Origin of the sequence: Almyronema sp. (assembly GCF_052168255.1) — a bacterium.
In the GTDB taxonomy this organism is placed as follows: Bacteria; Cyanobacteriota; Cyanobacteriia; order Phormidesmidales; family Phormidesmidaceae; genus Sphaerothrix; species Sphaerothrix epifaneia.
In genome coordinates this window covers 53,642-66,305 of record NZ_JBQLZL010000002.1, presented here as the reverse complement: position 1 = coordinate 66,305, position 12,664 = coordinate 53,642, and the positions used below count along the sequence as shown (strand labels likewise).

Annotated in this window: 10 protein-coding genes; 6 read left to right on the top strand and 4 right to left on the bottom strand. The window is 51.4% G+C overall.

Features of this window, described 5'->3' with window-relative positions; translation table 11 throughout:
* Positions 1-611: GUN4 domain-containing protein (locus tag ACTS3T_RS00435; RefSeq protein ID WP_462934570.1), on the top strand; the 611-nt coding region annotated here is incomplete at its 5' end.
* 190 nt (positions 612-801) lie between these two features.
* Here the strand turns inward: ACTS3T_RS00435 and ACTS3T_RS00430 are convergent.
* The 4 genes from ACTS3T_RS00430 to fabG form a co-directional block, all read right to left on the bottom strand.
* The gene (locus ACTS3T_RS00430; RefSeq protein ID WP_377965991.1) at positions 802-1,464 is read right to left on the bottom strand and encodes a Uma2 family endonuclease; all 663 of its coding nucleotides are present in this window, start codon (positions 1,462-1,464) and stop codon (positions 802-804) included.
* 134 nt (positions 1,465-1,598) lie between these two features.
* Positions 1,599-3,683: a protein kinase domain-containing protein gene (locus ACTS3T_RS00425; protein WP_462934569.1), complete on the bottom strand. Its 2,085-nt coding sequence runs from the start codon at positions 3,681-3,683 to the stop codon at positions 1,599-1,601.
* 69 nt (positions 3,684-3,752) lie between these two features.
* Entirely contained in the window at positions 3,753-4,631 is an 879-nt protein-coding gene (locus ACTS3T_RS00420; protein ID WP_462934568.1) for a lysostaphin resistance A-like protein, read from the bottom strand.
* The gene (gene fabG, locus ACTS3T_RS00415; RefSeq protein WP_377965597.1) at positions 4,600-5,295 is read right to left on the bottom strand and encodes a 3-oxoacyl-ACP reductase FabG; all 696 of its coding nucleotides are present in this window, start codon (positions 5,293-5,295) and stop codon (positions 4,600-4,602) included. Before fabG ends, ACTS3T_RS00420 begins: the two co-directional genes overlap by 32 nt.
* 484 nt (positions 5,296-5,779) lie before the next feature.
* Between fabG and ACTS3T_RS00410 the strand changes: the two genes are divergently transcribed.
* The 5 genes from ACTS3T_RS00410 to murD all read left to right on the top strand — a co-directional run bounded on the left by ACTS3T_RS00410 (position 5,780) and on the right by murD (position 12,608).
* Complete coding sequence (locus tag ACTS3T_RS00410) at positions 5,780-6,988, top strand: adenylate/guanylate cyclase domain-containing protein (RefSeq protein WP_377965595.1); 1,209 nt, start codon at positions 5,780-5,782, stop codon at positions 6,986-6,988.
* A 51-nt stretch (positions 6,989-7,039) separates the two neighbouring features.
* Positions 7,040-9,196 carry a glycine--tRNA ligase subunit beta gene (gene glyS / locus ACTS3T_RS00405; RefSeq protein WP_377965593.1) on the top strand — a complete coding sequence of 719 codons (2,157 nt, stop codon included), beginning with the start codon at positions 7,040-7,042 and terminating at the stop codon, positions 9,194-9,196.
* Positions 9,197-9,811: 615 nt separating this feature from the next.
* Entirely contained in the window at positions 9,812-10,021 is a 210-nt protein-coding gene (locus tag ACTS3T_RS00400; protein ID WP_377965591.1) for a hypothetical protein, read from the top strand.
* 103 nt (positions 10,022-10,124) lie between these two features.
* Positions 10,125-11,165, top strand: a complete 1,041-nt coding sequence (locus ACTS3T_RS00395) for an acyltransferase family protein (RefSeq protein WP_462934567.1) — start codon at positions 10,125-10,127, stop codon at positions 11,163-11,165.
* A gap of 87 nt (positions 11,166-11,252) precedes the next feature.
* Positions 11,253-12,608: a UDP-N-acetylmuramoyl-L-alanine--D-glutamate ligase gene (murD, locus tag ACTS3T_RS00390; RefSeq protein ID WP_462934566.1), complete on the top strand. Its 1,356-nt coding sequence runs from the start codon at positions 11,253-11,255 to the stop codon at positions 12,606-12,608.
* Positions 12,609-12,664 lie beyond the last annotated feature (56 nt).

Sequence of the window (12,664 nt, the reverse complement as noted above, 5' to 3'; positions counted from 1 at the left end):
CGCCAGTGCTCAGAACTTACCAGATTGACCTCACATTAGACTCTAAAAGACAAGAACCAGAAGTTGTTCAACCCCCAAAACAGAGCGAACCTGCGGCTAAACAGGTGACTGAAACGCTTAAGCCAACGACTGAAGAAATTTTGTTGAAGTCAGAGAAGGGGATTGACTACAGCAAACTACGCGATCTGCTAGAGGCTCAGGACTGGAAGGCCGCTGACTTTGAAACCTATCTGCGAATGCTAGAAGTCGTGGGGCGTAAAGAAGGCGACTGGATTCGTAACGAAGAATTATTGAATTTTCCTTGTGCGGACTTGAAGACAATTGACAATCTCTGGGTGCATTACAGTCGAGGAAAGTTTGGCTTCAGCGTGCAGAAGAAGATTTACGTGGATTGTGGAGGCGAGTTGGACGGGGAATATCCAGGAAATAAGATTTGGGAAGAGTTTTGCGATCGCGTGGGATGGAGAAAGGAGAATACGTATATCTCTTACTCAAAAGTAATTTTTAACACCACAGCACCCACAGGACACCTCCCGTTTGGTGGGCGGTTTTTGTTGGCTGGGTTTGCGCGGGTTGGGCGGGCTGGTCTTCTCTCGCATCGAGACTTGTAAACTGTAGCAGATAAGCGCTTCAGTTCGATCCAAAAGTTTTATTTCAGAACCTCTCGGTGCGGAAGAATAGGCATTTCGAGGATCTGTTACCTGGTACCCAACATCAGGTGGGTAGTGATGTGATAGCAGTAGCCAGAGTTTATCTGATGCGGGAGGCGAGGCATCTTATCTTTTTTCAGAATATTCTGCTCTACAACTCCTGAATCCAGCTTCGCACTGCTCGAATTACCTGATTCTCCCCCTGGCTTTGCCGCTGCTCTAAAAACAGGTTAAGCTGTGCTGCCGTTACCTGCGGGAACACACCACTGACCTCAGCCTCAAAATAGGCGGGCGATCGCAACTGATAAATGACCAATCCTCGCAGTTTCGTGTATTGCCAAACCTCCGGCACCCCTAGCGCCTGATAGATCTCTAGGCGCTGGGTCGAAGGGTTAGTAATATCTACCTCAATCACCAGATCTGGCGGCAAGTGTTCTGGAATTTCAGGATCTAGCCCTTCCAGCCTAGAAGCATTTTGAAGATAAAACCCAGTATCGGGTTCGGCTCCCTTTTCTAAGTCTGGCCGTACCAGCGTCATCGAACCCACATCAACTACTTCTAAATCGAGTTCTTCCGTTAGGGTTTTGACAATGCGCGCCAGCAAGCGATTAATAATTTCGTGCAGCTTAGAAGGCATCTTCAGGGTGAGTGTCCCTTGATTGTAGGCCGTGCGCGTTGAGCGATGATCGCCCATATCCGCCAGCATTGCCTGATAGGTCTGCCAGCTAATAGGGGACAAAGTAATCACCTGAGTGAGCTGACCCGCAAAATTTTCTAGGTCAAGCTCACTGATTTGAGCAGAAATTGCCACCATCGCCAGCACCTATTGCCCGTAGGTCTATTCTACAAATTTGCTTGCCAAGCGCCGGACAAAGGCGATCGCCCATATCCGGTCGTTTTTGCCGCTAACGGCTCAGCGGCCAACTGGCAAATGGTTGGCTGCAATCCTTACTCTGAGGTATCGTTTGGAGCTTCGTCCGCTGATGGTGAAGGATTGGCGGGCGTTTCATCAGTCGGCTGCTCGGCGTCGCTTGGCTCATCTGCCGAATCTGCTTCCGGATCTGAATCTGGCTCAGAAATGACATTGTCTACCGCCACATTAAGCTGATAATCGATCGCACGATTAGCCTGAGAAACGATCACCACTTCGTAATAGCCAGACTGCGGCAAGCGACCCGACCAAGTAGCCTCGCTCGAATCAGACAGTAGATAAGGATTGGCCTCGCTGGGGCGTGGCAAATATAGCGACAGCGCTGTAGCCGCCGGAGCTTGCAAATTTAACCGCAAGAACTGGCCTTCGCTAAGCTGCATAATATAAACCTGACCTTCACCAGGTTCTAGCCGACCGCTGACTCGGTTGCTATAACGACCTGAGGCAAACTGAATTTCTTCTAAGCGATCGCCCGATAAAATTGTCTGCAACCGATCCGCCGCCAAGCCATACCAAATTTGACCAATCGGCTCACTAAGAAAGTTGCGGCCAGCCTGCTCTGGAAACAACGCTAAAAACTTAGCATCTGCCAGGTCATAAAGCGCCTTGCTGCTGACAAAGCGCTGATTTAGCTGAGTTTGCCACTGGCTGAGGTTAGCTTGGCTGTAGCCGCCTAGCTGCTGGCGGGCTTGGGTGCTGAGGTTGGCTTCTAGCAAATCCAGCAATTCCGCCGCAATATTATCCCAGCGCAAACGGGCTGCGGCATCTTCTGGGCTATCGGTGAGGGTAGAGCCTTGCAGGTCAGGATAGCGATCGTAAAAGACCTGATCGCTAAGGCGCACCAAAAAGCCACTTTCAACCCCTAATGCCTGCCGTCGCTGTTGCAGCGCTTGCTTACGCGCTTGTTCTTCTGCCGAAAAGCGAGAAGAATCGGCATTGTCGGCGCTGTTAACTTCGCTGGAGTCTTCTGAGCGGTTAGCGGGCTGCCACTGGGCTGCGACCCACCACACCAGCGTAATTGCCCCTATCAGCAACAGCAGCCCTAAAATGGCTTGCAAAAAGCCAGAAGAGGAGCGTTTAGCGGTAGCTGACGCCCGCGTAGCTGACGGAGAACCGTAGGTACGCGGGCTAGACGATGCCTTGGCCGCAACTGGGGTTGTGGCAAAGCTGGGTAAGCTAGCGGCGGGAGCTGCGGCTACGGTGGCCACTGTGGTGGGGGTATAAGGCTGATTTTCTAAAGCCTGCATAACTTCTCGCGCAGACTGAAAGCGATCGCCCGGACGAGCCGCCAACAACCGCTGAAGCACTGCTGCAAACGAGGGGCTAAGCGTTACGTCTTCATCCCAGTTCCAGGTTTGGTGATAGGCATCGTAGAGTACCTGCGGGTCTTGCCCGGTTAGCAAAACCAGGCCAGTCACGCCCAGAGCATAGAGATCGCTAGCCGGAGAAACCAGCCCCGAACCTAGCTGCTCTTCGGGGGCGTAGCCAACTTTGCCCAGACGAGTTAGCGCCGCCTGGGTGTTGCTTGCTGCCGGATGGTTGAGCTGATGAACCACGGTAGCCGCTACCTGCTTGACGCCGCCAAAGTCGATCAAGACAGGTTTGCCGTCTTGATTGCGCAAAATTAAATTGTCGGGCGAAATATCGCGGTGAATAACGCCGAGGCTGTGAACATAGTCCAGCACGGGTAAAAGCTGGTAGAAAAGCTGCCGGACTTCGGTTTCATTAAAGTGGCTGTCTTGATGGAGACGGGTTTCTAATAGTTCTTTGTAGGTGGGGCCTTCAATGTAGTCTTGCACTAAAAATAACTGTCCTTGGTGCCCCGTTTTGACCCGCAGCAGTTCTCGAAATTTAGGAATTTGAGGATGCGCTAGCTGATAAAGCACGCCTGCTTCTCGCTCAAATAGCTGTTGTGCTTTCTGCAAGGCGGCTTCTCCCTCAACTTGAGGGACAAACTCTTTAAGGACGCAGAGTTCATTGAAGCGGTAGGTGTCTTCAGCCAGATAGGTACGCCCAAATCCCCCTTTGCCGAGCTGTTTTAACAGACGATAGCGATCGCCCAATAGCGAACCTGCATTTCCGGCCATTCCGCCTAACGTCATGAAGCCTCTCCTTGCTGATAGTGTCGAAACGGTATGCTCATGGCCTGTGCAGCCGAAACCTGTTTGCGTCTACTTCGCATTTACAAAGTAGGGTAGCGCTTCCTGCGTTTTTGACCAATTTTGTAGCATAAATCGCAACAGCCACGGGGCTGAAGCGGCCATTAAGATCAGGCCAACCCAACTGCTTTGGCGAAATTCAGCCAGGGTTGTCTCCGCCCCCGGAGCCGCTAACAATTCCAGGGCGATCGCCAAAACATTATTTAGCATATGGCAAAAAATAGGTGCCCACAGCGATCGCGTTTTCAGATACAGCAGCGCCATTACCAGTCCAAAAACAAACAACCCCACCAGGTTGGTATGCAGCACCCCAAAAAGCACAGAAGACAAAACCACAGCCGCGGGCGTACCCCATTTTGTGCCCCAGCGATGCAGCAACAAAGCCCGAAAAATAAACTCTTCAGCAACGGGTGCCACCACTACCACATTCAGCAACATCAAACTGCGATAAAACCCCGGCAGTGACGTTTCTGCTGTCATCAGCGTGGGCGGCTGCTGTAAGGTTTCTTCAACCAGCGTTGGCGCGACAAAAGACAGCCCATAAAACGAAAGCTGAAACGCCCCCAGCGAAAAAATCAGCAGCGCCACCGTCAGCACCACTGCCGCTGTCCAGGAAAACTGTTTAGGGCGAGTCCCGATTAAGGCGCGATACTGCAAGCGGTGACGATGCCCTATCCACCAGACAATTGGCCCCAGGCTAAGCGACAGCAGCAAATAGAGAATGGGTTGTACTACCGGGTCTTCTGCCTTGAACGGTAGCCAGCCTAACGTTTCTAGCAGACTCAGCCCCAGACCAAACAAAAAGCCAGCGCCAATAAGGCCGATTAAAATGCAGCGAAACTTTAGCGCTCGAAAAGGATTAAGCGTCGCCATAGACAGGAATTGCCGCACCGCGAATATCTCCGGCGGCTTCGGAGGCTAAAAAGCCAATCAGGTGAGCTAATGAGGTGGGCTTGACCCATTGATCGGCCTGGTCAGTTCCCATGGCCTCGCGGTTAGCCGACGTATCGATGACGCTGGGCAAGACAACGTTAGCGGTGATGCCAGTTCCTTGCGTTTCTTGGGCGATCGCCTGCGTTAAAGCCACTACGCCAGCCTTAGCGGCGCTGTAGGCTGCTAGCTGGGCGGCTGGCTGCGCTGCCCCGCGCGACCCAATCGTCACGATACGACCGTAGTTTTGAGCCAGCATCCGTTGCAGTACCTGTTTACACACCAAAAAAGTAGTGTCCAGATTGAGGTTAAAGGCTTTTTTCCAGTCGCTATAGTCGTATGTGTGAGTTTTTCCCATAGAAAAGCCCCCCACCAAATGAATCAGCGCATCTACGCGCGGCATGGCTTCGACTAGCTCAGCTACAGCCGCTTCATCGCTGAGGTCAGCTTCGACAAAATGAAGACGGGCTAGTTCGGCAGGCGATCGCTGCTTTTTAAGCGGCTCTACCTTGGCGACGCGACGATAAGGCACGGTTAGCTCTGCCCCTTGTGCCAGCAAAACGGGAATAACCCCCTGACCCAGTCCGCCTGTGCCCCCCGTCAACAAGACTTGCTTTGCCTGCATCAGCTGATCCCTTTTTCCTCGTGACTCTAAAGCATGGTTGCATCATCTATCTCTATCTAGAGTAGTGCAGACGGGAAGTAGCCCAGTTTGTTTTCATAGAGTTGAGCGTTTCTCATTTCCGTTCTCCCTTCACGGTTTTCCTAAGCCGACCCGCTGATTTCAATCAGCAATTACTAGGGTCGTTCTTAGCTTCAGCCAAAAAGAGCCGGATCTTTAAGCGCCTAGTCGGTAAATAAAGAGTAGACCAATTTCGCGGGGCTTGATCTGCCATATTCTGCGACTTGCGCACCTTCAGGCAAAATCTAGGCACTCCCCTGATCTGGTCTGCGCAAGTTGTTTGGTCAGCGTGAAGGGTATGAAGCGATTCAGAGAGCATTTACGAGCCATGCCATCAGTCCTGGCCCCCCGTGCCGATTTGTCGACTTGTCGAGTGGGTCAGGTATCTGCCGATCACTCGACTCAATTCAACTACTCTTCACAGCAGATGGATAGCGCGCAGACGCCAGCTTCTAAAGGCAAGATTCTGGTAGTAGATGATGCTCCCGACGTCGTCAAATTACTGTCAGAATTTTTGGGTGGCTCTGGCTATGAAGTTTGCGGTGTCGATCGCTCTAGTCAGGTACTCTCAGTGGCTCTGGCTCACAAGCCCGAACTGATTTTGCTAGATGCCCATATGCCCAAGCCAGACGGCTACGCCGTTTGTCAGCAGCTCAAGCAAACTTCTGAGCTACGGCAAATTCCAGTCATTTTTATGAGCGTTTCAGAAGAAAAATGGGACAAGGTGAATGCCTTTGCTGTTGGCGGGGCAGACTACATCACCAAACCCATCTGGTTTGAAGAATTGCTTGCGCGGGTTAACAGCCATCTCACCACCTACCGTTTGCAAAAGCGACTCCAGTTGCAAACCCAACGTGCCTTAACTGCTAGCGGTCAATCGCCCCTGCTGGCCGATTTGCAGCGCATGCTACACCGCCAAACTGAAATTTTGAAACGTCAAAACGAACGACTGCAACAAGAAATTTACGAACGCGAGCAGGCCGAGCAAGCGCTGCTGCAAGAAAAACAAAAGTCAGAACAGCTCTTGCTCAATATTTTGCCGAGAGCCATCGTTGAGCAGCTCAAACAGTTTGAAGGGTCGCTGGCCGAGCGGTTTGACGAGGCAACAATTTTGTTTGCTGATATTGTGAACTTTACGCCGCTAGCGGCTAACGTGGTGCCTTTAGAACTGGTTAACCTGCTGAACCAGGTTTTTTCGGCTTTCGATCGCCTAGTGGATCAATACGGTCTGGAAAAAATTAAAACCATCGGGGATGCCTACATGGTGGCCGGGGGGTTGCCCATTCCGCAAGCTGACCACCCGGAAGTGGTGATGGAAATGGCGATCGCGATGCAAGAAGTCATTGCCAGCTTCACCCGCGACAACGAAGAACCGCTACAGTTGCGCATTGGCATTAACACGGGGGCAGTGGTGGCGGGTGTCATCGGCATTCGTAAGTTTAGCTACGACCTCTGGGGCGATGCCGTTAACATCGCTAGCCGCATGGAAGCCCAGGGTGTTCCCGGTAAAATTCAGGTGACGGAGCAAACCTACCAAAAGCTCAAGCACAAGTATGAATTTGAACCGGGCGGCGAAATTCAGGTCAAAGGCCGCGGCCTCATGCCGATTTATCACTTTGTGCAGCGGAAATCATAGAAGGCGCTGGTAAACTGGGAAGCTGATACCTTCACCTTGGCTGAGTCGGGCATGGCAACCTTTTTGCTAGAAGTAGGCACCGAAGAACTCCCTGCAAGCTTTGTCGGCAGTGCGCTGGAGCAGTGGCGATCGCGGATTGAGCCGTCTTTACAAGAACATTTTTTAACGCCCAGTGCCATACAGTTTTATGGCACGCCGCGACGGTTGGCTCTGGTGATTGAAGGTTTGCCGCTGCAACAGCCCGATCGCGAAGAAGAAGTCAAAGGCCCTCCAGCACAAGCGGCTTTTCGCGACGGGCAGCCCACCAAAGCCGCTAGTGGCTTTGCCAACTCTCGTGGTGTCAGCGTTGCTGATTTAGAAGTGCGCCAGACGGATAAAGGGGCGTTTGTCTTTGTGCAGCAAAAAATAGCAGGCCGAGCGACGGCAGAAATTTTAACTGATCTGGTGCCGCAGTGGATTTTTGGCCTCGAAGGTAAACGCTTTATGCGCTGGGGAGATGGCGATTTGCGCTTTCCCCGCCCCATTCGCTGGCTGGTTGCGCTGCTCGATGACACCCTTTTGCCTCTCACCTTAGAAAACGGTGCCGAAGTCTGCCACAGCGATCGCCATTCGGCAGGGCACCGCGTTCTGCATCCGACGCCGCTCACCGTCACCACAGCAGCAGACTACCGCGACCTGTTGCGCTCAGGCTATGTCGAAGTTGATCCGACTGTTCGCCGTCAGCAAATTCGCCAGCAGGTAGAAGCCGCCGCCCATTCGCTGAGCGGCACAGCCGTAATAGCAGAAAGTTTGCTCGATGAAGTAACGCATTTGGTAGAGTGGCCTACCGCCATCGTCGGTAAGTTTGATGCCGAGTTTTTAGAACTGCCGACGGAAGTAATCACGATGGAAATGGAAAGCCATCAGCGCTACTTTCCGGTACGGCAGGGGGCTGATTCGTCTGAGTTGCTGCCTTACTTTATTACGGTTTCTAATGGCGACCCGGCGAAGTCTAGCATTATCGCTGAGGGCAATGGTCGCGTTATTCGGGCACGTCTATCAGACGGCAAGTTTTTCTATGACGCCGATCGCCAGATACCGCTAGAAAGTTATGTCCCCAAGCTGGCCACTGTTACTTTTGAAGAAAGCTTAGGTTCGGTGCGCGATAAGGTGATGCGCATAAAGGCGATCGCTGATCACATAGCCGCTCAGTTACAGCTAGCCCCTAGCGATCGCGCGGCTGTGCAACGGGCTGCCCTACTGTGCAAAGCCGACTTAGTCACCCAAATGGTGGGCGAGTTTCCCGAACTGCAAGGCGTTATGGGGCAAAAATACGCCCTCAGCAGCGGTGAACCGCAAGCCGTTGCTACCGCCATTTTTGAGCATTATTTGCCGCGCGGAGCTCATGACCAGCTACCAGAAACTCGCATTGGGCAGGTTGTCGGCATTGCCGACCGACTCGATACCCTGGTTGGCATTTTTAGCCTGGGCAAGCTGCCCTCTGGTTCTTCAGATCCTTTTGCGCTGCGCCGTGCTGCCAATGCCATTGTCAATATCACCTGGGCAGCGGATCTGCCGCTAAACCTGAAAACCTTGCTAGAGCAGGTGATTGCTGACTTTGCCAGGGTTGATAATACCCCTGTCAAAGATGCGGCGCAGTTGCAAGCGCAGCTAGAAGACTTTTTCCTACAGCGGATTCGCACCTTGCTGCAAGATGAAAAGCAGATTGACTATGACCTGGTTAATGCCGTGCTGGGAGAGGGTGATTTTGACTATGCGGAGAGAGCTTTAATCGATGTCCGTGATGTCAGCGATCGCGCTCAGTTTTTGCAAACCATTCGCCACGATGGTACCCTGGCCGCAATTTACGAAACGGTGAATCGTGCGGCGCGGCTAGCGGCTCAAGGCACCCTTGATTTCGCTACGCTTGACCCAGCAGGCGTAGTTGAGCCAGATCTGTTTCAACAACCCTCAGAGCAAGCCTTTTTCGCCGTTTTGCAGCAGCTCTTACCCGAAACCCGCTCTGCTCAAAGCGATCGCAACTACCGCCAGTTAGTAACAGGTTTAGCCCAAGCGGCTCCTGTCGTCAGCAGCTTTTTTGATGGCCCAGAGAGCGTTTTAGTCATGGATGAAAATCCTGCCATCAAGCGCAATCGCCTCAACCTGCTAGGGCTGTTACGCAATCATGCTCGGGTTTTGGCGGACTTTGGTGCGATTGTCAAAAGCTGAGCAAAATTAAATATCGTTGTTCGCCTGCAAACAGTCTCTCAAGTGCTGGACATTTGGATGCCTCTTCCATAATTTCACCGCCAGCAAGCGTCAGAAAATTTGCAGGCTGTACCTCATAGAAATGTCGGATTGGTAACCTCACCACTGCCCAATAGACAACAAGATTTGTTCGTGGATGAAACTGCTGAGATCACGCGCGATCGCCTCAATTTGCTAGGTCTGTGCTTAATCACGGTTGGGTTTGGCCTGACTTTGAATAAATTGTCAAGCGCTGACTGGCGCAAAAAAGTAAGAGTTTGAGGAACCTGTTTTATCCTCACCTCGTCATGCTGGGATGAAAAGTTTGTCGGTCAGCCTCGCTTTGCTTGCCTAATCGCTGGCTTCATTGGATCTCGAAATTCAATCTCTTAAACAGATCGGTATGGGTGCTGTAGCTGTAGCCACTAGCGTTGAGCCACTTAAAGGGCAAAAACCTTTGCTAGAAAACCTTTCATGCTGCTGGTTGTCTTTGGCTATCCCCAGTAGCTCACTATCAATAAACCGTTGCTCGAACTTGGCTGCCGCCGTCGGTAGCTTGCTGATTGCGTAGCCTTAATTTTTTCGCTAGCGAAAAAAATGGAAACTACGGTTGTCTTTTGGGCGCTTAAGAAGGGCACCTCAAAAGCTAACTTCAAAAGCCGAATAGTTGCTGGTTTTTTTCTTCGGTATGGCTTAACAGCTATGGATGCTGATATTCAGCACTTAGAAGTTTTTTATCCTTCTAAAAGCCGATTTTCTATCCATGATAAAACTTCTAAAGTATTTTCCGACGGCAGTAGCGGCTGAAAAGCTTGATTGGTAGTTTGTGGGTTAGTCGTTGTTTTTGTTTAGTTGCGAACAGAAAAGACGTTATTAAAAATTGCTTTGGCCGAACGTTATGGTTACAGCTATGACCCAGCCGATTCAACCCGCTGTAAGTAAACGAAATGCTTGGGTTGATTATGCCAAGGGCATTGGCATTTTTTTAGTGGTAGTTGGCCATACTTTACGCGGTTTGATCAGCGACCATATTTTGAGCGATTCTGTGTGGGCTAGCACCTTAGATCGCTGGATTTATGCCTTTCATATGCCGCTTTTTTTCTTGATAACAGGTTTTTTTATTCAGCGTTCTGTTAGCAATCGCTCCTTTAACCATTTTTTTGTCAACAAGCTAAAGACCATCGCCTATCCTTACTTTGTCTGGTCAATTTTACAGGGCACTATTCAGCTTCTCGTTGCTCAAACTGGAGCTACCAATCGTTCGCTACAAGTAACGCAATTGCTGCAGGTTGTCTACAATCCGCTTATGCAATTTTGGTTTTTATATGTGCTTTTTTTAATAGTGATTGCCTACGCAGCGCTGCAAAAAATGGGGGCTACGCCTTACTTTTTTTTGGGCTTAAGCGGGTTGCTTTACGCTGTTGTGCCCTTGATGCAGGGGTTCCCTTGGGGCGTTTTGATTTTAGTTTGCAAATATGCTTTGTATGTAGGCATTGGTGCTTTTCTACGCACTCGATTTGACCTCAATCGACTTGAGCAACTCAGCTCTACAAGGCTGGCGAGTATAGGAGCCGTTAGCTTTGTCAGCCTGACAGCGGCGGTAGTGCTGCGGCTGTCTACAGTTTATTGGCTGGTACCTGCGATCGCGCTGCTAGGTATTATCTGGGTCTGCACAATAGCTGCTTTGTTGGCCAAACACAACATCGGTAGCTGCTTAAGAAGCTGGGGACGGGCATCCCTCGAAATTTATGTAGCGCATACGCTGTTTTCGGCCTGCTGGCGCATTGTTTTAAGCCGCGGCTTAAACATTGAAGCAGCGAGTCTGCATCTCTTGGGCGGCATTGCTATTGGGCTATATGGGCCGTTGACCGTGTGTTACCTGGCTCAGCGTTGGCAAATACCTTACTTATTTACCCTTTCGGCTTTTGGCCAGCGTCAGACCTCTACCTAACGCTCAACTTGGGTATGGGGGGTGTAGCGCAGACTTGCCATTTTGCGGTATTAAAAGCCTATAGACTCCAAAGGCTTTTTCCCATCCATGCAAAAACAGGCCCATGTAATTGGCTTAGGCAAATCAGGCATGGCGGCGGCGCGGCTGCTTCAGCAAGACGGTTGGCAGGTAATCCTTAGCGATCGCAACCAATCTGCCTACCTGCAACAGCAGCAGCAGGCACTTGAGCAGGCAGGCATCACAGTCAAACTAGGGCACGAATTTGTCCCTAGCCGTGAGATCAACTTGCTGGTAGTCAGTCCTGGTGTGCCGTGGGATGCGCCAGTGCTGGCACAGGCCAGAGAACTCGATATTGAAACCATTGGCGAAACAGAACTGGCATGGCGATTTTTGGCCGATCGCCCTTGGCTAGGCATTACTGGAACCAATGGCAAAACCACCACTACCGCTTTAACCGCCGCAATTTTTCAAGCGGCTGGCTTTCACGCCCCGGCCTGCGGCAATATTGGCTACGCGGCTTGTGAATTAGCCCTAGACGAAACGGTGCCCGACTGGGTAATTGCCGAACTCAGTAGCTATCAAATTGAAGCTTCCCCTACTCTGGCTCCTCAAATAGGTATCTGGACGACGTTTACCCCCGATCATCTCAGTCGCCACAAAACGCTAGAAAATTATTACGCCATCAAAGCCACTCTGCTCAGACGCTCAGCTTTGCAAATTCTTAACGGGGATGATCCGTATCTACGCACCCAGTCAGCCGAGGCTTGGCCAGAAGCACACTGGACTAGTACCCAAGGCAGACAGGCGATCGCCCCCTTGCAGCCCACCACCTGGATAGAAGACGGCTGGGTCAAGTTTAAGGGGCAGGCAATGGTTAAACCCGAGGCTCTTCGGATGGTGGGTCAGCACAATTTGCAAAACCTGCTGCTGGCGGTGACGGCGGCTGGCTTGGCTGAGATTGATCCGGCGCAAGTTGCCCAAGCGATCGCTAATTTTGCAGGGGTGCCCCATCGCTTAGAGCAGGTATTGACCTGGCAAGGAGTTGACTTTATCAATGACAGCAAAGCCACTAACTACGACGCTGCTGAAGTGGGGCTACAAGCTGTGACGGCTCCGGTGGTGTTGATTGCTGGCGGAGAGCCGAAAGCAGGCAATGATGAGGCTTGGCTACAGGCAATTCATGCGAAGGCAGTCAAAGTCTTGCTAATTGGGGAGGCGGCTGCAGCGTTTGCCCAACGGTTAGAACAGGTCGATTATAGCCAGTATGAGATTGTTGAAACGCTCGATCGGGCTGTGCAGCGAGGGGCAGAACTGGCTACTAGCCACAGCGCCAAAGCGGTTTTGCTGTCTCCTGCTTGTGCCAGTTTTGATCAATATCAAAGTTTTGAACATCGAGGCGATCATTTTCGTCAACTCTGTCAAGAGCATTTCCAATCTTCTTAAGCGATCGCGTTATCATGAGGCTGGTTAAGTGGGTTGGCTTTCCTCTGGCTGCTAAT

What these genes read in the sequence shown, in the direction of transcription:
- ACTS3T_RS00430 (WP_377965991.1), bottom strand. Translation starts at nt 1,464, where the DNA reads ATGGTGGCAATTTCTGCTCAAATCAGTGAGCTTGACCTAGAAAATTTT.
- ACTS3T_RS00425 (WP_462934569.1), bottom strand. Translation starts at nt 3,683, where the DNA reads ATGACGTTAGGCGGAATGGCCGGAAATGCAGGTTCGCTATTGGGCGAT.
- fabG (WP_377965597.1), bottom strand. Translation starts at nt 5,295, where the DNA reads ATGCAGGCAAAGCAAGTCTTGTTGACGGGGGGCACAGGCGGACTGGGT.
- ACTS3T_RS00410 (WP_377965595.1), top strand. Translation starts at nt 5,780, where the DNA reads ATGGATAGCGCGCAGACGCCAGCTTCTAAAGGCAAGATTCTGGTAGTA.
- glyS (WP_377965593.1), top strand. Translation starts at nt 7,040, where the DNA reads ATGGCAACCTTTTTGCTAGAAGTAGGCACCGAAGAACTCCCTGCAAGC.
- ACTS3T_RS00400 (WP_377965591.1), top strand. Translation starts at nt 9,812, where the DNA reads ATGGAAACTACGGTTGTCTTTTGGGCGCTTAAGAAGGGCACCTCAAAA.
- ACTS3T_RS00395 (WP_462934567.1), top strand. Translation starts at nt 10,125, where the DNA reads ATGACCCAGCCGATTCAACCCGCTGTAAGTAAACGAAATGCTTGGGTT.
- murD (WP_462934566.1), top strand. Translation starts at nt 11,253, where the DNA reads ATGCAAAAACAGGCCCATGTAATTGGCTTAGGCAAATCAGGCATGGCG.